We start from the raw sequence: 19,334 nt of genomic DNA on the forward strand, positions 1-19,334 counted from the left end.
GATAGTTGTGTGGATCACACTGTGCTGTTGTTCGATTCCACATCACATCGTAATTCGCGTAAAGTGCGCATTAGAGTGCTCATTCCCCTATCGAATCGAAGAAGCATGGCCTCGTTCACGCTGCGACAGCTGGAGCTGTTCTGCGCCATCCCCGATCATCCGACTCTCGGCGCTGCCGCGGCGGCTCTCCACATGTCCGAATCCGGTTTGTCGCATGCGATCACCGAACTCGAAAGGATTGTGGGAGAGCAACTCTGCGTGCGTCGCAAGGCCCGTGGTGTGCAACTGACGCCCGCCGGGCAATTCTTCGCAACTCACGCACGAGCTCTGCTCGCGGACGCGGACGAACTCGTGAGCCGTCTGGCGGCCGAACGCGGAGAGCTCGTGGGGCCACTGTCCATCGGGTGCTATGAGGGCATCTCCACCACCATTCTCCCGGCGGTGCTCGACGGGTTCGCCTCGGCACATCCCCGTGTCGACGTCAGCGTGCACACGGGACACGACGACGAGCTTCTACCCATGCTGAATGCCGGTCGACTCGATGTGGCGATCACCTACGACATGTCGTTGACGGACGAGTTCCGCAGTCGGCGGATCTACGACACCGAGGTGTTGGCCGTTCTGCCGGAACGGCATCCGTTGGCCGGGGCGGAGGCAGTGGACCTGTCGGAGTTGGCGGCGGATCCTTTCGTCCTGTTGGACACGACGCCCAGCGCTGCCAACACCAGACGCGTCTTCGACGAACATGGGATGGTTCCGCGCACGGTGCTCGCGGTGCCCAATCTGGAACTCGTGCGCGTACTGGTCTCACGAGGTCTCGGGTACAGCTTGCTGATGTGGCGGCCCAACTACTCGATGACGACTCTCGAGGGTGGCTCCGTGGTGATGCTCCCGCTGTCACCCCGCACCGGTCTCTCGTCCGTGGTCGGAGTGTGGCCGAAGCATGCCACCCTCGGTCGGCGGGCGGACGCGCTTCTCACCCGTCTGGGGCGTGATCTGGGCTCAGTGCGGAGCGAAGCCCGTCAGCACGGCGTCGAGTAGCGCCTCGGTCGACGCGCGGTCGAGTTCGCCGGTCTGGAAGAGCAGTCGAAAGTAGATCGGTGCGTAGAGGGTCTCGGCGATGAGGTCGGTATCCAGCCCGGGGGTCAGATCTCCTTCCAGCACAGCCCGTTCGATCAAGGATTGCGCCGCGGCGACCCGGCCCTTCCAGAACCGTTCCTTGAACTCGGCGAGAGTCGCAGCGTCGTACTGGCATTCGGCGATCAGCTGAGCGATCAGGCGACCCTCGGGTCCGCTGTAGACACGGGCGAGCGATGCGAGGTGCTCGCGCAGCGCGGCGAGGGCCGGACCGTCCTGTCTCACCGGGGTCTGCACGACGTGGTTGTCGATGAAGGAGTCGATCACGATCGCAGCCTTGTTCGGCCACCAGCGATAGATGGTCATCTTGCTGACGCCGGCCTGACGGGCGATGCTTTCGATGGACAACTTCTGGAGCGTCACCGCAGGGGTGCCTCCCCGGCCGTCGAGGAGTTCCATCGTGGCCTGGAGGACTGCCTTCCGGCTCGCTTCACTTCGTACCGCCATGCCGGACATGATACGGCCCGTATCGCCTCGCCGAGTGCACCCTGACGACATGTCCGGCCGCCGCCCCGCATGTCACGGATGAGGGTCGTCGACCGAGCGCAGCGTCGACGCCGGAGCGGCCGTCGCTGTCGGACGGAGCCGTTGCGCCGTCGGGTCCACGACGCGAGTCGGGGACGGAGCCGGCAGAGTCAGGAAGGCCAGGGTGCATCCGGCGGTCAGCACTGCGCAGACCAGCAGGGTCGCGGTGTAACTTCCGGTCGCATCGTAGGAAGCGCCGATCGCGAGGGGCGCGATCCCCGCAGCCACGACGAAGCCCGCATACATCCAGGAGTACGCGCGGGCGTATCCGTCCAGCGCGAAGTACCGCGCGGTGAAATAGCTGATCATGTCGATCTCTGCGCCTATGGCCAGGCCTAAGGCCACCGCCGCTACCGGAGCCCACGGTGCACCGCCGGCGACCAGCACGAGAAGACCGGCAGTACTGACGCCGCACACCACCCCGGCCACCAGTCCTGGCCTCAGAAGGTCGAGCAACCATCCGACCAGGACACGACTGAAGATGACAGCCACGCCGATGATCGACGCCAGTGTGGCCGCGTGTGCCGGGGTGGACCCCATCGACCGCAGCATGGGAACGAAGTGGCTCAGAAGGCCGGTGAATGCCATGGCCATGGCGAAGAAGGTGGCGAGCAGACGCCGGAACATCTGGGTACGGACGATCTGGTCGAAAGCGGTCCGTGCGACGCGGGCCGCGTCCGCTCCGCCGGCGACGAGGGTCGTCGACGTCGCTACCGAACCGGATCCGGCGGCGACGGCCCGAGGCTCACGGAGAAGGGCCAGCACCGGCACGACAGCGCTGGCGGCCAGGGCGGCGAGCACGAGGAAGCCGCTGCGCCAGCCGAATCGAGTGATGACGTCGTTGAGAACGACGGGGACGACAGCAGCGGACACTCCGATGCCGGTCATCGTCAGGCCCAGTGCGAGTCCGCGGGCAGTGCGGAACCACATGGCCACGACACGGGTGTACCCGAGTGGGCCGGTCCCGCTCGCCAGCAGTCCCATGGCGAACATGACGCCGAGAAAAGTGGGCACGGAGTCCACCACGAGCCCGAGCAACGCGTAGCCGGCAGCCAGCGCTGTCGCGCCGGTGGCCACCACGGCGCGAGAACCGAACCTGTCGATCAGCCGTCCACAGGTGATAGTGCCGATTCCGACCCCCGCAGACACGAACAGCAGTCCCAGTCCGTATGCGGTACGGCTGAGGCCCAGGTCCGACTCGAGATCGGCCACGAACAGTCCGATCGTGTAGAGGAGCAGCCCGGACAGGCCCACTCCCGACCCGAAGGCGGCAACGGCCACGACGGGCCATCCTCGGCGGAATTCTTCGATTCGTGTCACAGTCGGTCCCGTTCTGTCGAGAGGTTCGGGGCGCATCGCGGAATGTCATCCACGTCACAGCGCGTGGGATCATCCGACCTCACCGAGACACGTCCGTAAAGTGACTGTCGCGCAGAATGTTCCACGACACATTCGAAATTCTCGCCAGTAGCTCGGACGTTCTCGGTCCCCGATGTCGTCCGTACGAGCATGAAGGTCGAGGAAACGCCCTGCCGACGCTTCGGATCCGCGGGCCAGTAGGGCGGCGTCGGCTCCGACGAGGACGAAGGTGGCCCCCCCAAGATGTGGGCGTCGGCCCGACGAGGGTCGAACGCATCGACGCCGAACGGTTACGGGACTGTCGCATCTATTCGACTACTCGCGTCGCCGCAGCGACGACATCGGGATGGTCCGTTGTCCGAGCAGGCACATCGACGCCGACAGATCGCTCGGTCAGGCGAACACCCCGTCGATACCTGGAGTCGCAGCGATGTCCGTTGCGCAGTGGACACCGATCGTCTCGCTGGACGATTGACGACACGTGATCGGTCGCGTCGGCGGACACCACGAGCACCGGCGTACGTCGTACCGAGAGAGTGCACCGCACGGAGTTGTGCGAGAGTGCCAGTCCGCCGGCCTTCGGACATCGGGAATTGCTGTACGGGGACCGGTCAGCCGCCGAGGATCATGGCGCTCATCGATCGAACACGACCGTCGAGGTTCCGTTACGGAGCACGCGTTCTTCACAGTGCCAACCAACCGCACGAGCGAGGACGAGTCGTTCGACATCGGCCCCCCGTTGTGCGAGCTCGGCTGCCGATGCTCTGTGGGTCACGCGAACGACATCTTGTTCGATTATCGGACCTTCGTCCAGGTCCTCAGTGACATAGTGAGCCGTCGCTCCGATCAACTTCACGCCACGCTCCTTCGCCTTCTTGTACGGCCCGGACCCCACGAACGCCGGCAGGAACGAATGGTGGATGTTGATCATCGGGACTCCCACCTCACGAATGAAGTCACCGCTGATGATCTGCATGTAACGCGCCAGAACCACGAGATCGACATTCCCGGCCAACAATCCGAGGTGCTCGGCCTCCGCGGCCGCCTTGTCACCGGCCATCACAGGAACATGGTGGAACGGAACGCCGAACGAGCGCACGTCGTCGGCCAGATCAGGGTGGTTGGATATGACCATCTGAACGGAAATCGGTAGCTCGCCGCGCCGCTGACGCCACAGCAAGTCCAACAGACAGTGATCGGTCTTGGAGGCGAAAATTGCGATCCGCTTCGGCTTGGAGCTGTCGATCAGCTCCCAGCGCAATCCGAGCTCCTCTCGCACAACACGATCGAGTGTCGACTCCAGCGAGTCCCGGATCACGGCCAGATCCGCGATTCTGACCACTGTTCGTTGGTGGAACCGACCCGCCTGCGCGTCGGTGGAATACTGATCGAGGGAGACGATCTGCCCGCCGGCCTCTGTGATCGCCGCCGAGATCGCCGCCACGATCCCGCGGCGGTCCTGGCCTTGCACGATGAGTCGGAACTCATCGTCGAGTGTGACATCGGAGGTGGCCAGTGCAGTAGGGCTGGAAAGGGTCATGTCTCACCTTCACCGGGAGTCGCGATCAGGACTGCGAGACGCGGAGCCGCTCGGCGGACGCGGTGCAGGCTGAACGACATTGTCTCGAGTGCGAACAAATACGAACCGTATCGTATCGCATAGCTCCGAACGCTACTCGGTTTTCGACTTTGACGATCGAGGCGATAGCCCACGATTCAGGCGTCAGCAAGGCGACCACTACAGATGGTGGGACAGCAAGACTGCCGTCGTCCTCGATGCAGTTGTCGGTGAGTACCTGCGCAATACCCCTGTTCGCGACGACGTGCCGTTCGCCGAAGCTCTGCGTGCGCATGTGTCATCGGTTGTCCATCAGTACGCGGGCGTCGACGGGGAGACCGTGGCGCAACTCGTCGCAGGAAGCCAGTACGGCACACAGGCATTGTCGGAGTTCCACAACCGCTTCTGGGACGATCGCCGAGCCGCTGTGCACCAGCTCGTTTCAGCGAAGAATCGTCGAAGGCGCGGTACGGACAGACATCGAACCGGCGCTGATCGGCTGCATCGTCCACGCGTCGAGATATCAGAGGCTTCTGTTTCGAGACGGTCCCCTCGATGCCCGGTTTGCGGACCAGATCGTGACCTTGGCTTGGGCGGACTGGCCCGCAAGTAGGTCCGCTCCGCCTCTGCGCGGCTTGCCCGGTCGCCCAAAGCCTGTTGTGACGCAGCGCCTGTGGCGGTGCAGATCTCTCCGTCACGCAGTCTCGAACTGGGTGAACGAATGCGATACGAGCCGTTCAGTATCGTGTTACCCTCGTCACGATCGTGCCGCAAGGACTTCTCGCCGACGGCTTGGAGGGCATCACCCGCACGGTATGCAGTGTCACCTGCGTCGGATGACCGACCGACTTTTGTTTGTCACCTCCTCCGGCCGTCGGTGCAGCACTGCAGCAATCTCGGGGCGACGACTCGTCAAAGACAGGTAAAGGATTCGACATGAGCAGACCCGATTCGCCGACAGGCTTGAGTGAAGGGACCTTCGGGCTCGCGCGACTATCGCGTGCCGGGGAGTCGGCGTTCAATGCCTTGGTACGTCCCGGCGGCGAGGTCGTCGACATCTCCTCCCGCTACTCCTCATCGACCGCTCTGTATGCGGAATGGGACGCCACATTCGACGAGTTGGACTCGGTGAGCAGGCAAGCACGGTCTACCGGTATCGATTTCGCAGATTACGACGTTCTGCCGCCGGTGGAGCGTCCTCAGATATTCTGTGCGGGGTCGAACTATCGGCAACATGCAGCCGAGATGTACACCTTCAACGAGGGTGCTTACCAGGAAGAACGGCTGCCGGGTGAAAAAGACGAGGCTTTCTTCGCGCGAAATTCGCAGTTCGTCACCGAAAAGCGGGCGAAAGGGATGCCGTTCATCTGGCTTGCGACTTTCGGGTCGATGGTGGGACCGCACGACGACATTGCGCTCCCACCGGTAGGGACCGCGCACGACTGGGAGGCCGAGCTGACAGTAGTCGTCGCCGGCGGATCCCCTCGAATGATGAACCCTGACGAAGCTGGTCTTTACATCGCGGGTTACACCATCGGCAATGACATGCACACCGGCGATCTGTACAGCCGCACGGACATCAAGTGGAATGCCGACTGGATCGCGAAACAGCAGCCCACCTTCAAACAGATCGGCCCCATGGTCGTGCCGAAACAGTTCGTCCCCGATCTCGGCTCCATGCAGATCGAGCTCGATCTGAACGGCGATCGGATGCAGGACTGGCCGGCGGACGACATGATCTTCTCCCCGGAGGAATACCTTGCCTACGCCTCCGAGCGGGTGGCGCTGCTCGGCGGAGACCTGCTGATGATGGGCTCACCGCCTGGAAACGGGGGTGTACACGGGGGGCGCTGGCTGACTCCCGGCGACGTCGTCGACATCCGTATCGACGGTCTCGGATCGCAGCGACACAACGTGGTTGCCGAAGACACGGACGGACGTACGCCGTTCTTCGGGATGCCACCTTACGACGTATCCTCACGATAGGGAAGTTGCCATGCTCAGGATCGAACACCCCGTTGTCGACGACGACGACACGATCAGCTGGAAGGGTCTGCTGCAGAACACGGACCACACTGTCATTCGTGTTCCGGACCTGGAAACCGCCACACGGTGGTACGAACAAGTCATCGGTCTGGCAGTGGTCGAAGCGTCACACGGTCACGCTTACCTGGCGAGTCCGGTCACGGGCGCAATCATTCTCGGGCTTCGGGAGGACGGAACCGGTCTCGCTTCGGTCAACTTCCGTGCCCGTACCTCGACAGCTTTCGATCTTCTCGGGTCGAAATTGGACAATGCGGGTATCGCAACCACAGTGGAATCAGGACGTCAGAGGCCAGGCGTACTGGAGACTTTGAGTTTGACCATTCCAACGGGCCACACCTTCGAAATCGTTCGCGCCGAGCCGGACCCGCCCGCTGCACCTGTGCCCGGTGAGTATCGACCGGGAGCCATCGATGTTCGCACCAGTCACCTCCAGCTTCGAACCACCGACGTCAAGCAGATGACCGACTTCCTCTCCGTCATGGGCTTTCGAAGCAGCACCTTCGTCAGCCTCCCCGGTAGTGACGGGTTCTTCATACAGTTTCTTCGAATCAACGAGCTTCACCACCAGATCGCCATTTTGACTGGACAGAACGGTGTTCACCACGTCGCTCTCGAACTGGACGAGGCCGACTTCTGGCGCTTCCTCGACAACTTGCAACTGCTGAAGAACGCAGCCGAGTACGGGCCCGTCCGTCACCATGAGGGAAACATGCTCTCGATCTACGTCCGCGACCCTTTCGGCAATCGGATCGAGATCACCAGCACGATGGAGACTGTCGGATTCGACTATCCCCCGACGGCGGCCGGTCACGAACCCTGGTATCACATGAACATGTGGGGGCCCCAACCACCGAAGAGCTGGGAAACCGAATGGATGTGACCGGCCGAGACGCGTCGGCCTCCACAACGGTCCCTGCAGCTGGTGTGGGGATGTCTCAGTTGCCACGAAAGGGCAGGAAATGACCGGAACCGAGAACGCACCACTCACGTTGCAAGACGTACCTCGCTACTTCGGGTCGACATACGTGGATTTCGGAACGGGCCTACACCTCTGGGAAAGCGACGGGTGGAAAAGTGAATCGATGTCCTGGAAAACCGGAACATACATCGCTTCCAACCTCAGTGGTATTCCGGAGCTCACCTTCAGCGGCCCACACGCGCAGGACTATCTATCCAGAATCAGCATCAACAACGTCTACAACTGGCAGATCGGTAAGTCCAAACACCTGGTGATGCCGGACGAGAACGGCTTGATCGCACTGCATGCACTGACTGTTCGCGACAGCGAAGAATCCTTCCGGATGTTCGGGGCTGGAGTGCCATGGCCGGTCTACAAAGCCGCGACTCTCGGCGCCGGTGTCGACCTCACGGCGCGTGATATCTTCATTTTCCAAATTGCTGGTCCGACGTCACTGCAAGTGCTCGAGAGACTGCTCGGCGAATCGCTGCGGACCGTTGGTTTCCTCGAAATCAAGAAAATTCGTTTGCCCGGTCTGGACGCTGACGTAGAGATCGAAATCTCCCGGATCGGAATGGTCGGTACCCTGGCGTACGAATTACGGGGTCCGCTCGATTTCGGGCCCGCTGTATTCGACGCAGTCCACAACGCTGGGTCGGAATTCGGAATCAAACGTCTCGGATGGAGGACGTACGTCGTCAACCATACCGAGGGTGGATACCCGCAGCAGGCTTGCACGTTCACGTCGTCAGCGTACGTCGACAGTGGATTCGTCACAAATCCCATGTTCGGACCCACAGTTCTCGGTGCTGCCATGACTGGAAGTATCGATCCAGCAGATGTGCGAGCACGATTGCGAACACCGCAGGAGGTGAACTGGGCATGGATGGCAAAATTCGACCACGACTTCGTCGGTCGCAGCGCGATCGAAGCAGAAGCAGCCGCCCCCCGCCGTAAAACGGTGACTCTTCGCTGGAACAAGGACGACGTCGTCGATGTCTTCGCGTCGCAGTTCGATCCGGGCGAGGAGTACAAGAACTTCGAGTTCCCCACTACTCCGCAGTCACCGGCCGGCGGTCACGCGGACCTTGTGACCCTCGACGGGAAACCGGTCGGGGTCTCGTCGGTCGCGGTCTACTCGTATTACTACCGCCACATGATTTCACACTGCACACTTGACCTGGAGCACGCCGACGTCGGCCGAGAAGTCATTATTCACTGGGGCGATCACGGTCAGCGCATCAAGCTCATTCGCGCGACGGTCGAGCGCTTTCCGTACCTCGACCTGCCGTCGAACAAGTCTTACGACCTGTCCAGTATTCCGTCGGGGGCAATGTCCCCGTCCACGCAGACATAGCTGTACGCAAGAACTCGTCCCGATGCGGTGGTCTGCGGGTCCATCGCATCGGGACGGTAGCGTCCGATTGCGATCAGCAGCGCGAGGTAACTCGGAACCGATCGACAACGACATACGAAAGCCGAGTCGAGTAGCAGAACGACAAGGCTCATTCAGTAGCTGGCGCGTGTGCCGTCCGTCGCGGATCCGATGTATTGGTGGGCGAGTGCTTCGGAGCCGCGGGCCAGAATCGCGGCGTCGGCTCCGACCAGTACGAACGTTGCACCCGCGCGAACGTACGATGTGGCTTGTTCGGCGACGAAGGCGTTGACCCCGTGGGGTTTTCCGGTGGACGCGATGGCCCCGAACGCTTCCTTCACCGCGGCCACGACGTCGGGATGGTTCTGCTGGCCGAGTAACCCCATCGAGGCAGACAGATCACTGGGTCCGAGAAAGACACCGTCGATCCCGGGCGTTTCCGCGATAGCTGCTGCGTTGGTCACCCCTTCGACGGTCTCGATCTGGACGAGCACCGACACATGGTCGGCTCCGTTCGCCAGGTATCCCTGGACTCGGTTCCATCGCGCAGATCGAGCGAGCGCACTGCCGACACCGCGCCGTCCCACCGGTGGGTACTGCGCTGAGGCAGCCACCTCGCGTGCCTCCTCGGCGGTGGACACCATGGGCACCAGGATGTTCTGTGCACCGAGATCGAGCACCTGCTTTATCGCCACGGTGTCCGCAGAAGGTACCCGGACGACCGGTGTCGTGGGGTAGCCGGAGACTGCGTAGAGCTGTGCCAGAACGGATTCGAGTCCGTTGGGTGCGTGTTCCATGTCGATGAGCACCCAGTCGAGACCGGATCCCGCCATGATCTCGGCGGCGACCGGCGAGCCGGTGGTGATCCATCCTCCGTAGAGGGGTCTGTCCGCGGAGGCGAGGTGGTCGCGGAACGTGCGGTTCAGGCGAAGCGACACGAGATGGTTCCCATCGGTCCGTAGTCGGCGAGGACGGTGTCGCCCGGGTACACCCACATGGGCCTGGTGAAGGAGCCGGCGAGCACGATCTCGCCGGCGCCGAGGTGGTCGTCGTGCTGGGCCAGTTTGTTCGCCAGCCATGCCACCCCGGTGGCGGGATGGTTCAGTACCGCGGCGGCCACGCCCGACTCTTCGATGGTCTCGTTGCGGTAGAGCAGTGCCGAGATCCATCGCATGTCCACCGTGGACGGGTCGGTGGGGTTCCCGCCGACGACCATTCCGCCGAGAGCGGCGTTGTCGCTGATGGTGTCGACGATCGTGCGGCCCTCCATCTCGATGCGGGAGCTCAGGATCTCCAGGGCCGGCACCACGTATTCGGTGGCCTTGAGAACGTCGAAGATCGTCGCATTAGGGCCGCGGACAGCCTCGCCGAGGACGAATGCCAACTCCACCTCGATGCGCACGTTCGAGAACAGGCTGTGGTCGATGACCGAACCGTTCTCGAACACCTGGTCGTCGAAGATCGCACCGTAGTCGGGCTCGGTGATGCCGGTGGCGACCTGCATCACCTTGCTGGTCAGACCGATCTTGCGCCCGACGAGGCGACGGCCGGATTCGACTGCACGGCGGCGCCATTCGTTCTGCACCGCGTAGGAGTCCTCCACGGTCATCTCCGGGAAGCGCGCGGTCAGTCGCGGAATCATCGTGCGATCGCGCTCGGCACCGGCGAGCTGGTCGGCGATGTCGGTGATCGTCTGGTCGGGAAGCATGCTTTCTCCTGAGGAAGTGTTACCGAGGGGGAGTCAGAGTTGGGCGCCGAGCTTGAACTCGCCCTTCTTCCACTCGGGCATCTCCTCGGTGTCCTCCTTGCGGGTGTAGGAGAAGCCGTCCGCGCCGATGGTGACAGCGAGTTCGGAATCGTCGGTGCGGGCGATGACGGGTTGTGGATTCCCGTCGAGATCGAGCACCAGGGACGCGTCGGTGTACCAGCTGGGGACTACCGGAGTGCCCCACCAATCGCGACGCTGATTGTCGTGGACGTCCCAGGTGACGACCGGGTTGTCGGGGTCGCCGGTGTAGTAGTCCTGGGTGTAGATCTCCACGCGGTGCCCGTCCGGGTCGCGCAGGTAGAGGTAGAAGGCGTTGGAGACGCCGTGCCGACCGGGGCCGCGTTCGATGTGGTCGGACATCCGCAGAGCACCGAGCTTGTCGCAGATGGCGATGATGTTGTGCTTCTCGTGTGTCGCGAAGGCGACGTGGTGCATGCGCGGGCCGTCGCCGCCGGTCATCGCGGTGTCGTGGACGGTGGACTTGCGACGCATCCATGCTGCGTAGGTCGTGCCCGCCTCGTCCTGGATGTCCTCGGTGACGCGGAATCCGAGGTCCTCCATGTAGCCGACGGCGCGGGGCACGTCGGGAGTGACCTGGTTGAAGTGGTCGAGCCGGACGAGAGCACCGGGGGTGTAGAGGTGGTAATGCCAGGCGAGGCGTTCGACATGCTCGACGTCGTGGAAGAACTCGTAAGGGAAGCCGAGCGGATCTTCGACGCGAACGGAGTCGCCGATACCTCTGTTGTAGCCGTGCGGGTTTCGTTCCACACGGCACCCGAGTTCGGTGTAGAACGCGACAGCCTTGTCGAGGTCCTCGGGACTGCGGACGCGGTAGGAGAACGCGGCGACACCGGCGACCGGGCCCTTGCGCAGGACGAGGTTGTGGTGGATGAACTCCTCGAACGAGCGGAGGTAGACGGCGTTCTCGTCCTCGGCGGTGACGACGAGGTCGAGCACGTCGACGTAGAAGTTGCGTGAACGCTGGAGGTCGGTGACGACGAGCTCCATGTACGCGCAGCGAAGGACGTCCGGGGGTGTGGCCCGCGGGGTGGGGACGGGGTTCGTCGAGCGGACGGGGCTGGTCGGTGTCACGACGGGTTCCGGCGACGAGGGTGTGATGGTCATGTCGAGATCCTTGGGGGAGGCTGAGGTGGGGGTCAGTGGTGGTCTGCGTCGGCTTTGCCGAAGGTGGGGTTGTGCACCTTGCCGAGCGTGATGTGCACTGCCTGTTGCTGGGTGTAGAAGTCGATGGAGCGGTAGCCGCCCTCGTGGCCCAGTCCCGAGGCCTTGACGCCGCCGAAGGGGGTTCGGAGGTCGCGCACGTTGTTCGAGTTCAGCCAGACCATGCCGGCATCGATGGCCTGGGCGAAGTTGTGTGAACGCTTCAGGTCGTTCGTCCAGACATAGGCGGCCAGTCCGTATTTCACGCCGTTGGCCAGCGCGAGTGCTTCGTCGTCGGTGTCGAACGGGGTGATGGCCACGACGGGTCCGAAGATCTCCTCCTGGAAGATGCGGGCGTCCGGCGGGACATCGGCGAACACCGTGGGTGTGACGAAGTTGCCGTGCGCGAAGCCCTCGGCCCGGCCGCCGCCGGCGACGAGACGCGCCTCGGACTTGCCGATCTCGATGTAGCTCATGACCTTGTCGTAGTGCTCGGGGTGCACGAGGGCGCCGACTTCGGTCCCGGGTTCGTGCGGGTAGCCGACTTTCACGCGCTTCGCCTGTGCTGCATAGCGTTCGACGAACTCGTCGTAGATGGACCGCTCGACGAGGATCCGACTGCCGGCGGTGCACCGCTCACCGTTGAGGGAGAACACGCCGAAGATGGTGGCGTCCACAGCGGCGTCGAGATCGGCGTCGGCGAAGACGATGGCGGGGCTCTTGCCACCCAGTTCCATCGACAGACCCTTGAGGAACGGTGCGGCGTTGCCGAAGATGAGCTGACCCGTGCTCGATTCGCCGGTGAACGAGATGAGCGGGACGTCGGGGTGCTTGACGAGGGCGTCGCCGGCGTCCTCGCCGAGCCCGTTGACGAGGTTGAACACACCGTCGGGCAGTCCCGCTTCCTCGAAGATGCCGGCCCACAGTGATGCCGAGAGCGGGGTGAACTCCGCGGGCTTGAGCACCACGGTGTTGCCGGTGGCCAAGGCGGGGCCCAGCTTCCACGACTCGAGCATGAACGGGGTGTTCCACGGCGTGATCAGGCCGGCGACCCCGATGGGTGTGCGGTTGACGTAATTGATCTGTCGCCCGGGCACCTTGTAGGTGTCGTCCGCCTGCGCGACGACGAGGTCGGCGAAGAAGCGGAAGTTCTCCGCCGCGCGCCGCGCCTGGCCGAGTGCCTGGGTGATCGGAAGTCCGGAGTCGAACGATTCGAGTTCCGCCAGTCGTGCGTCGCGGGACTCGACGATGTCGGCGATGCGGTGCAGGATCCGCGAGCGTTCGCGCGGCAGCATCGTCGGCCACGGGCCGTCGGTGAATGCGGCGCGGGCGGCAGCGACAGCGAGATCGATGTCGGCCTTCTTGCCGGCCGCGGCCTGGAGGTAGACCTCGTTCGAGACCGGGTCGAGGACGTCGAAGGTGTCGCCGTCGACCGAATCGACGAACTTGCCGCCGATGTAATGCTGGATGCGGGTGGGAAGGTCCGCCGGGACGTGGCGCCGCGCAGTATCGGACACGGTGTCGGTCATGAGGTCTCCGTTCGAGGGGTTCGGGATCGGGTCAGAGCTCGGGGAGGCCGAGGTGCTCACCGGGGTGTTCGTGGGTCAGGTAGGCGTCGAGGGTGGCGGAGCGGTGCCGACGGGCAGCGTCCTCGATACGCGAGAGTGGCGCGCTCGTTTCGATGAGCGCGATGATGTCCTCGTGTTCGGAGACCGACTCTCGGGCCCGTCCGGGTACGAAGGTGAACGTCGAGGCGCGCAGATGACCGAGTCGGCCCCATTCGGCGTCCACCAGCGCCGTGAGCCGCGGGTTCGGGCACTTGGCGAACAGGATGGAGTGGAACTCCTGATTGAGTGTGGTGAACAGGCGGGGTTCGAAGTCGCTGAGGGACTCGATCATTCGTTCGTTGACCGAGCGTGCACGCCGGATGTCGTCGGCGGAGAGTCGCCGGGCGGCCATCGCGGTCGCAGCACCTTCGAGCACGCTCAGCGCCTGCATGCTGTACCGGTATTGGGAGTCGTCGACCATCGAGACATGTGCTCCGACATTACGTTCGAACGTCACGAGCCCCTCCGCCTCGAGTTGCCGGATCGCCTCGCGTACCGGAACCACGCTCATGTCGAGGTCCTTGGCGATCGCACCGAGGACGAGGCGGTACCCGGGTGTGTACTCCTGCCGTGCGATGCGGTCCTTGACGTAGTGATAGGCGAGCTGCGATTTGCTCTGGGTCACCGATTGTCCTGACGCCACTGCTCGTACCGTCCTTTCCATTCGGAATTGGGCGGGAACAGCCCGTCGACAGCGTGACCGTCGGCGACCTGCTCGGCAATCCAGGCATCCTGATCCTCCTGGACGAGTGCGGCATCCACGACCTCCTCCACGAGATGCGGAGGGATGACGATCACCCCGTCGTTGTCGCCGACGATGACGTCCCCGGGCTGCACGGTCGCACCGCCGCAGGCGATGGTGATGTCGTGGTCCCACGGAACGTGGCGTCGGCCGAGGACGGCGGGGTGCACGCCGGAGGAGAAGACGGGCAGGCCGGTGTCGGCGACCGCGTCGCGGTCCCGGACGCCGCCGTCGGTGACGACTCCGGCTGCGCCGCGGGCACGCGCACGGAGCGCGAGGATGTCACCGAGGGTTCCGGAACCCTTCTCACCGCGTGCCTCGATGACGATGACCTCGCCCGACTCGACAGCATCGAAAGTGCGCTTCTGGGCGTTGTAGCCGCCGCCGTGCGAGTCGAACAGGTCTTCGCGATTGGGCACGAACCGGAGAGTTCGCGCGGTCCCGACAAGCTTGATCCCGCTGGTCAACGGCGCGACGCCGTCGATCGTCACGTTGTTCAGGCCGCGCTTGCGCAGTTGCTGTGACAGACCGGCGACGGGCACCTGAACGAGTTTGGCGCGCAGCGCGTCGGTGAGTGCGAAGGCGGGTGCGGGCTGCTGCAGGCCGGCGGCCTCGGCCGACCCCCACGCCTCGCTCCTCTGGAGGTCGTCGACGGCGGGCGTCGACCCCAGGGTGTCGTCGAACGGTGTGGTGCCCTGCACGACGGTGGTGGTCAGCCGACCGGAACTCGGCGCGGTGGGGGAGTCCGGAGCATCGACCTCGACCTCGACCACATCGCCGGGGACGACGACCGAGGAGCCCGCGGGTGTTCCGGTGAGGACGATGTCGCCCGGCTCGAGAGTGAGGTGTTGGGAGAGGTCGGCCACGATCTGGGCGATGGGGAAGATCATGCCGGCGGTGGTGTCGGTCTGTGCGAGCGATCCGTTGACCCACGTCCGGATGCGGAGGGCTGCCGGGTCGACCAGGCGCGCGTCGACGACTCGCGGGCCGAGCGGAGTGAAGCCGTCACCCCCCTTCGAGCGGAGGTTGGAGCCCTTGTCGTTCGCGCGCAGGTCGTAGAGACCGAAGTCGTTCGCCGCGGTCACCCCGCTGACGTGGCTCCATGCGTCGTCGATGCCGACTCTGCGGGCCGTGACACCGATGATCACCGCGATCTCGCCTTCGAAGGCCAATAACTCCGTGTCACTGGGACGTTCGATGGTCCCTCCGGTCGTCGCCACCGAGCTCGACGGCTTGAGGAAGTACGACGGGTGCGCGGGCCGACGACCGCGCTGATCGGCCCGAGACGCGTAGCTGAGGTGGACGGCGATGATTTTCCCCGGCCGCTTCGGTGGTTCCACGGAATACGCGGAGTCCGGCGCTACATCGGTGGTCATGAGGTCTCCTGCGTCCATCGGGTCTTGCATCGTATTTCAAATCATATACGATGAGTGACGCAGATCGCAATGGATCCCCCTCGAGCCCCACGGCACACGAGGCGTGGGACAACCTAGGAGCCAGCAATGAGCGCACCTCACCGACCGGGTCACCCCGGACCCATCACGGACAAGGAGCGTCGACGCGTCGTGTTCGCGGCCGTCGTCGGTACCACAGTCGAGTGGTACGACTTCTTCGTCTACGCCGCAGCGGCGGGACTCGTGTTCGGGCAGTTGTTCTTCCAGCCGGCAGGGGAGGGTGTGGCGACCATCCTGTCCTTCCTCACCGTCGGTATCAGCTTCCTGTTCCGACCTCTCGGCGCTTTCCTGGCAGGGCATTACGGCGACCGATACGGGCGCCGTGTCGTCCTGATGGTCACGCTGGTGCTGATGGGGGTGGCCACCACGTTCGTCGGGTTGCTACCCACCTACGCCGCCATCGGCGTCGCCGCGCCGGTCATGCTGATCGTGCTGCGGATCCTGCAGGGCATCTCCGCCGGCGGTGAATGGGGCGGCGCTGTCCTCATGGCCGCCGAGCACGCTCCGAACCACAAGCGCGGCGTCTACGCAGCCGCCCCGCAGGTCGGTGTTCCCCTGGGGCTACTGCTCGCCTCGGGTGTCATGGCTCTCATGACCGTGGTCGCTCCCGGTGAGAAGTTCCTGCAGTGGGGGTGGCGGGTGCCGTTCCTGCTCTCCGTGGTGCTGATCCTGATCGGGCACTACATTCGCCGGCGGGTGGAGGAGAGTCCGGTGTTCCTCGAGATCGCCGACCGACGGGAGCAGACCAAGACGCCGATCGTGGAGTTGTTCCGTCGCCATTGGAAGCTCGTCATCGTTGCAGCGCTGGTCTTCTCGGGAAACAGTGCCGTCGGATACATGACCACGGGCGGCTACATCCAGAACTATGCGACGAACCCCGACGGCCCTGTCGGGCTCGACCGCGGGCCCGTACTGTGGGCGGTCGCAGGGTCGGCCGTCTCCTGGCTGTTCTTCACGTGGGTCGGCGCGACGGTCAGTGACCGGATCGGTCGGCGGTCGACCTACCTGCTCGGGTGGGCTTTACTCCTCGCGGCACTCGTCCCGCTCTTTCCCCTGGTCGAGACTGCGAACATCTGGTTGCTACTCCTGGGGTTGGTGCTGTTGACGGTCGGCCTCGGCTTCACCTACGGTCCCCAAGCCGCGCTGTACGCAGAACTGTTCCCCGCCTCGGTGCGCTTCTCCGGTGTCTCGATCTCCTATGCCGTCGGAGCGATCCTGGGCGGCGCCTTCGCTCCCATGATCGCCGCCGCCTTGGTGCGTGCGACCGGAGGCACCACCGCGGTGACCGCCTATCTCGTGGCGGGTGTACTCGTCAGCGTCGGCGCGACTCTCCTACTACGCGATCGCAGCGGAATCCCTCTCGGCCCCGACCACGAGGCCGAACAATCAGTGAGCCCGATCAGAACAACGGCGAAGGTCTGACATGCAATTTCACCATCACGGGTACGTCTCCGGCGACCCTCGCGTTCAGCCGGCCGCGGGCGTCGGAGTGAATCGACCCGACGACCTCCCCGACGAGATCGACGTCCTCATCGTCGGTACCGGCCCCGCGGGCATGACGACGGCAGCACAGCTGTCACAATTCCCCGGCATCACGACGCGCATCGTGGAGAAGCGTGCCGGTCGCCTGGCCATCGGTCAGGCCGACGGCATCCAGGCTCGAAGTGTGGAGACCTTCCAGGCATTCGGCTTCGCCGACCGGATCACGGCCGAGGCGTACCGCATCACCGAGATGGCATTCTGGAAGCCGGACCCGCAGGACCCGTCGCGGATCGTGCGCGCCGCACGGACCCCGGACGACGCGGTCGGTATCAGCGAGTTCCCGCACCTGATCGTCAACCAGGCGCGGGTACTGGACTACTTCGCCGAGTTCATGGCCAACGCCCCCACCCGCATGCGACCCGACTTCGGGTACGAGTTCCGCACTCTGGAGATCGGTGAGGGCGAGTACCCGGTCAAGGTCACCCTCGTCAGGGCCGGCGGTGACGGCGAGGAACGCACGGTTCGCGCCAAGTACGTGGTCGGGTCCGATGGGGCGCGCAGTGCCGTTCGCGACACCATCGGCTGCCGACCGGTCGGAGACAAAGCTTTCCACGCGTGGGGCGTGATGGACGTGCTCGCCGTCACCGACTTCCCCGACATCCGCATCAAGTGTGCCATCCAGTCCGGCTCCGGCGGCAGCATCCTGCACATCCCACGCGAAGGCGGGCACCTGTTCCGTATGTACGTCGACCTCGGTGAGGTGGCACCGGACGACAACGGTCGCGTGCGGACCACCACCATCGAGCAGATCATCGCTCAGGCGAACGAGATCCTGCACCCGTACACGCTTGACGTCCGAGATGTGGCCTGGCATAGCGTCTACGAGGTGGGGCACCGCGTCACCGACCGTTTCGACGACGTGCCCGCCGACGAGGTGGGTCGTCGCACCCCGCGCGTGTTCATCACCGGGGACGCCTGCCATACCCACAGCGCCAAAGCCGGTCAGGGCATGAACGTGTCCATGCAGGACGGATTCAATCTCGCATGGAAACTCGGCCATGTGCTCGAGGGCCGCAGTCCGGAGTCGTTGCTCTCGACGTACACCGCGGAGCGGCAGGTCATCGCCCAGAACCTCATCGACTTCGACAAGCAGTGGTCGTCGATGATGGCCACCCGCCCCGAAGATTTCGACAACCCGTCGGAACTCGAGGACTTCTACGTCAAGACTGCGGAGTTCCCAGCTGGATTCATGACCGAGTACGCGCCGTCGATGATCGTCGGCGGCGCCGAGCACCAAGATCGCGCGTCGGGCTTCCCGATCGGTAAACGATTCAAGTCGGTGCAGGTGACCAGGGTGTGCGACGGCAACCCTGTCCATCTCGGTCACCAACATCGCGCCGACGGTCGTTGGCGCATCTACGTTTTCGCAGATTCCGCAGGCAGTACCGGACCAGGGATCACCCAGCTCGCATCATGGCTCGGCGATTCCCCCGACTCGCCGATCGTTCGCCACACGCGCCCGGGGGACGGCATCGACAGCGTCTTCGACGTCAAAGTCGTCCATCAGCAGCCGCACACCGACGTCGACCTCGGGAAGGTCGCCGCTGTGTTCATGCCGCGGGTCGGGCCGTTCGATCTCGTCGACTACGGGAACGTCTTCGCCGCAGATCCCTCGATCGACATCTTCGACGAACGCGGCATCGACAGGGCCGGTGCGATCGTGGTGGTGCGGCCGGACCAGTACGTCGCGCAGGTTTTCCCGCTCGACGGAACACAGGAACTCGCAGCATTCTTCGAGTCCATCATGCACGCGATGAATCAGTCCGACGTGGAGGTGCAGTCTGCGTGACGATGTTGCTCGGTTCACCGGCCGACCTGTCATCTCGCGGACCGGAACTGTGTGACGCCTCCGGTGTCTTCGGTGCGTGAGAGCGCAGACGCTCACGTCGAGTAGAACGACGTGAGAGTGTCGACCAGTTCGCGCAGTCCGATCGGCGGTTCATGTCTCCACCACGCCAGATGGACCGGGATGCTCGGTCCGTCCGTGATCGGTCGGTAGGTGACCCCGGACCGGGGATGGTGCAGGGCGGTGGCTTCGGCGGTGGAGCCCACTCCTCGGCCCGCCGCGAACGGCAAGGTTTGTCGACCGCACCTCGGCGTGC

General features: G+C 64.2%; 16 protein-coding genes. 6 read left to right on the forward strand and 10 right to left on the reverse strand.

The genetic code is table 11. The annotated features are described in order from the left end of the window. The first annotated feature begins 105 nt into the window (after positions 1 to 105). Complete coding sequence (locus tag ASG69_RS04005; protein WP_056449255.1) at positions 106 to 1,041, forward strand: LysR family transcriptional regulator; 936 nt, start codon at positions 106 to 108, stop codon at positions 1,039 to 1,041. Here the strand turns inward: ASG69_RS04005 and ASG69_RS04010 are convergent. The 3 genes from ASG69_RS04010 to purU all read right to left on the reverse strand — a co-directional run bounded on the left by ASG69_RS04010 (position 1,003) and on the right by purU (position 4,561). Then, positions 1,003 to 1,584, reverse strand: a complete 582-nt coding sequence (locus ASG69_RS04010) for a TetR/AcrR family transcriptional regulator (RefSeq protein ID WP_162246797.1) — start codon at positions 1,582 to 1,584, stop codon at positions 1,003 to 1,005. The two genes, ASG69_RS04005 and ASG69_RS04010, sit on opposite strands and share 39 nt — an antisense overlap. A 72-nt stretch (positions 1,585 to 1,656) precedes the next feature. Further along, entirely contained in the window at positions 1,657 to 2,943 is a 1,287-nt protein-coding gene (locus ASG69_RS04015; protein ID WP_056449260.1) for an MFS transporter, read from the reverse strand. A gap of 712 nt (positions 2,944 to 3,655) precedes the next feature. Further along, on the reverse strand, positions 3,656 to 4,561 hold the full coding sequence (gene purU, locus ASG69_RS04020) for a formyltetrahydrofolate deformylase (protein ID WP_056449263.1): 906 nt from the start codon (positions 4,559 to 4,561) through the stop codon (positions 3,656 to 3,658). A gap of 954 nt (positions 4,562 to 5,515) precedes the next feature. Between purU and ASG69_RS04025 the strand changes: the two genes are divergently transcribed. From ASG69_RS04025 to ASG69_RS04035, 3 genes are all read left to right on the forward strand, one after another. Further along, entirely contained in the window at positions 5,516 to 6,565 is a 1,050-nt protein-coding gene (locus tag ASG69_RS04025) for a fumarylacetoacetate hydrolase family protein (protein WP_056449269.1), read from the forward strand. A gap of 10 nt (positions 6,566 to 6,575) precedes the next feature. Beyond that, on the forward strand, positions 6,576 to 7,505 hold the full coding sequence (locus tag ASG69_RS04030; RefSeq protein WP_056449271.1) for a VOC family protein: 930 nt from the start codon (positions 6,576 to 6,578) through the stop codon (positions 7,503 to 7,505). A gap of 202 nt (positions 7,506 to 7,707) precedes the next feature. Then, positions 7,708 to 8,940, forward strand: a complete 1,233-nt coding sequence (locus ASG69_RS04035) for an aminomethyltransferase family protein (RefSeq protein WP_200933774.1) — start codon at positions 7,708 to 7,710, stop codon at positions 8,938 to 8,940. A 152-nt stretch (positions 8,941 to 9,092) separates the two neighbouring features. On the opposite strand, the gene ASG69_RS04040 is transcribed toward ASG69_RS04035, so the two are convergent. The 6 genes from ASG69_RS04040 to ASG69_RS04065 are packed head-to-tail and all read right to left on the reverse strand — an operon-like array spanning position 9,093 to position 15,612. Continuing rightward, complete coding sequence (locus ASG69_RS04040; RefSeq protein WP_056449276.1) at positions 9,093 to 9,896, reverse strand: HpcH/HpaI aldolase family protein; 804 nt, start codon at positions 9,894 to 9,896, stop codon at positions 9,093 to 9,095. Beyond that, positions 9,881 to 10,666 (reverse strand): 2-oxo-hept-4-ene-1,7-dioate hydratase, encoded by a 786-nt coding sequence (gene hpaH / locus ASG69_RS22425; RefSeq protein WP_056449279.1) that lies wholly within the window; start codon positions 10,664 to 10,666, stop codon positions 9,881 to 9,883. Before hpaH ends, ASG69_RS04040 begins: the two co-directional genes overlap by 16 nt. A gap of 33 nt (positions 10,667 to 10,699) precedes the next feature. After that, entirely contained in the window at positions 10,700 to 11,851 is a 1,152-nt protein-coding gene (gene hpaD / locus ASG69_RS04050) for a 3,4-dihydroxyphenylacetate 2,3-dioxygenase (protein ID WP_056449282.1), read from the reverse strand. 32 nt (positions 11,852 to 11,883) lie between these two features. Further along, positions 11,884 to 13,416, reverse strand: a complete 1,533-nt coding sequence (gene hpaE, locus ASG69_RS04055; protein WP_056449493.1) for a 5-carboxymethyl-2-hydroxymuconate semialdehyde dehydrogenase — start codon at positions 13,414 to 13,416, stop codon at positions 11,884 to 11,886. A gap of 31 nt (positions 13,417 to 13,447) precedes the next feature. Next, positions 13,448 to 14,158: a GntR family transcriptional regulator gene (locus ASG69_RS04060; RefSeq protein WP_056449286.1), complete on the reverse strand. Its 711-nt coding sequence runs from the start codon at positions 14,156 to 14,158 to the stop codon at positions 13,448 to 13,450. Continuing rightward, positions 14,116 to 15,612 carry a fumarylacetoacetate hydrolase family protein gene (locus tag ASG69_RS04065; RefSeq protein WP_056449496.1) on the reverse strand — a complete coding sequence of 499 codons (1,497 nt, stop codon included), beginning with the start codon at positions 15,610 to 15,612 and terminating at the stop codon, positions 14,116 to 14,118. The genes ASG69_RS04060 and ASG69_RS04065 overlap by 43 nt, the downstream gene beginning before the upstream one ends. A gap of 126 nt (positions 15,613 to 15,738) precedes the next feature. Here ASG69_RS04065 and ASG69_RS04070 point away from each other — a divergent pair, with 126 nt between their 5' ends. Beyond that, the gene (locus ASG69_RS04070) at positions 15,739 to 17,112 is read left to right on the forward strand and encodes an MFS transporter (protein WP_056449289.1); all 1,374 of its coding nucleotides are present in this window, start codon (positions 15,739 to 15,741) and stop codon (positions 17,110 to 17,112) included. 1 nt (position 17,113) lies between these two features. Continuing rightward, on the forward strand, positions 17,114 to 19,021 hold the full coding sequence (locus tag ASG69_RS04075; protein WP_056449292.1) for an FAD-binding monooxygenase: 1,908 nt from the start codon (positions 17,114 to 17,116) through the stop codon (positions 19,019 to 19,021). 92 nt (positions 19,022 to 19,113) lie between these two features. Here ASG69_RS04075 and ASG69_RS22045 read toward each other — a convergent pair whose 3' ends face one another. Beyond that, positions 19,114 to 19,308: a hypothetical protein gene (locus tag ASG69_RS22045; protein WP_235578845.1), complete on the reverse strand. Its 195-nt coding sequence runs from the start codon at positions 19,306 to 19,308 to the stop codon at positions 19,114 to 19,116. Positions 19,309 to 19,334: the final 26 nt, after the last annotated feature.

This window comes from Rhodococcus sp. Leaf225, assembly GCF_001426145.1.
Taxonomy (GTDB): domain Bacteria; phylum Actinomycetota; class Actinomycetes; order Mycobacteriales; family Mycobacteriaceae; genus Rhodococcoides.

Excerpts from the sequence above, each read along its gene's own strand:
- ASG69_RS04005 (WP_056449255.1), top strand. The coding sequence starts at position 106 with ATGGCCTCGTTCACGCTGCGACAGCTGGAGCTGTTCTGCGCCATCCCC.
- ASG69_RS04010 (WP_162246797.1), bottom strand. The coding sequence starts at position 1,584 with ATGGCGGTACGAAGTGAAGCGAGCCGGAAGGCAGTCCTCCAGGCCACG.
- purU (WP_056449263.1), bottom strand. The coding sequence starts at position 4,561 with ATGACCCTTTCCAGCCCTACTGCACTGGCCACCTCCGATGTCACACTC.
- ASG69_RS04025 (WP_056449269.1), top strand. The coding sequence starts at position 5,516 with ATGAGCAGACCCGATTCGCCGACAGGCTTGAGTGAAGGGACCTTCGGG.
- ASG69_RS04030 (WP_056449271.1), top strand. The coding sequence starts at position 6,576 with ATGCTCAGGATCGAACACCCCGTTGTCGACGACGACGACACGATCAGC.
- ASG69_RS04035 (WP_200933774.1), top strand. The coding sequence starts at position 7,708 with ATGTCCTGGAAAACCGGAACATACATCGCTTCCAACCTCAGTGGTATT.
- hpaH (WP_056449279.1), bottom strand. The coding sequence starts at position 10,666 with ATGCTTCCCGACCAGACGATCACCGACATCGCCGACCAGCTCGCCGGT.
- hpaD (WP_056449282.1), bottom strand. The coding sequence starts at position 11,851 with ATGACCATCACACCCTCGTCGCCGGAACCCGTCGTGACACCGACCAGC.
- hpaE (WP_056449493.1), bottom strand. The coding sequence starts at position 13,416 with ATGACCGACACCGTGTCCGATACTGCGCGGCGCCACGTCCCGGCGGAC.
- ASG69_RS04060 (WP_056449286.1), bottom strand. The coding sequence starts at position 14,158 with ATGGAAAGGACGGTACGAGCAGTGGCGTCAGGACAATCGGTGACCCAG.
- ASG69_RS04065 (WP_056449496.1), bottom strand. The coding sequence starts at position 15,612 with ATGACCACCGATGTAGCGCCGGACTCCGCGTATTCCGTGGAACCACCG.
- ASG69_RS04070 (WP_056449289.1), top strand. The coding sequence starts at position 15,739 with ATGAGCGCACCTCACCGACCGGGTCACCCCGGACCCATCACGGACAAG.
- ASG69_RS04075 (WP_056449292.1), top strand. The coding sequence starts at position 17,114 with ATGCAATTTCACCATCACGGGTACGTCTCCGGCGACCCTCGCGTTCAG.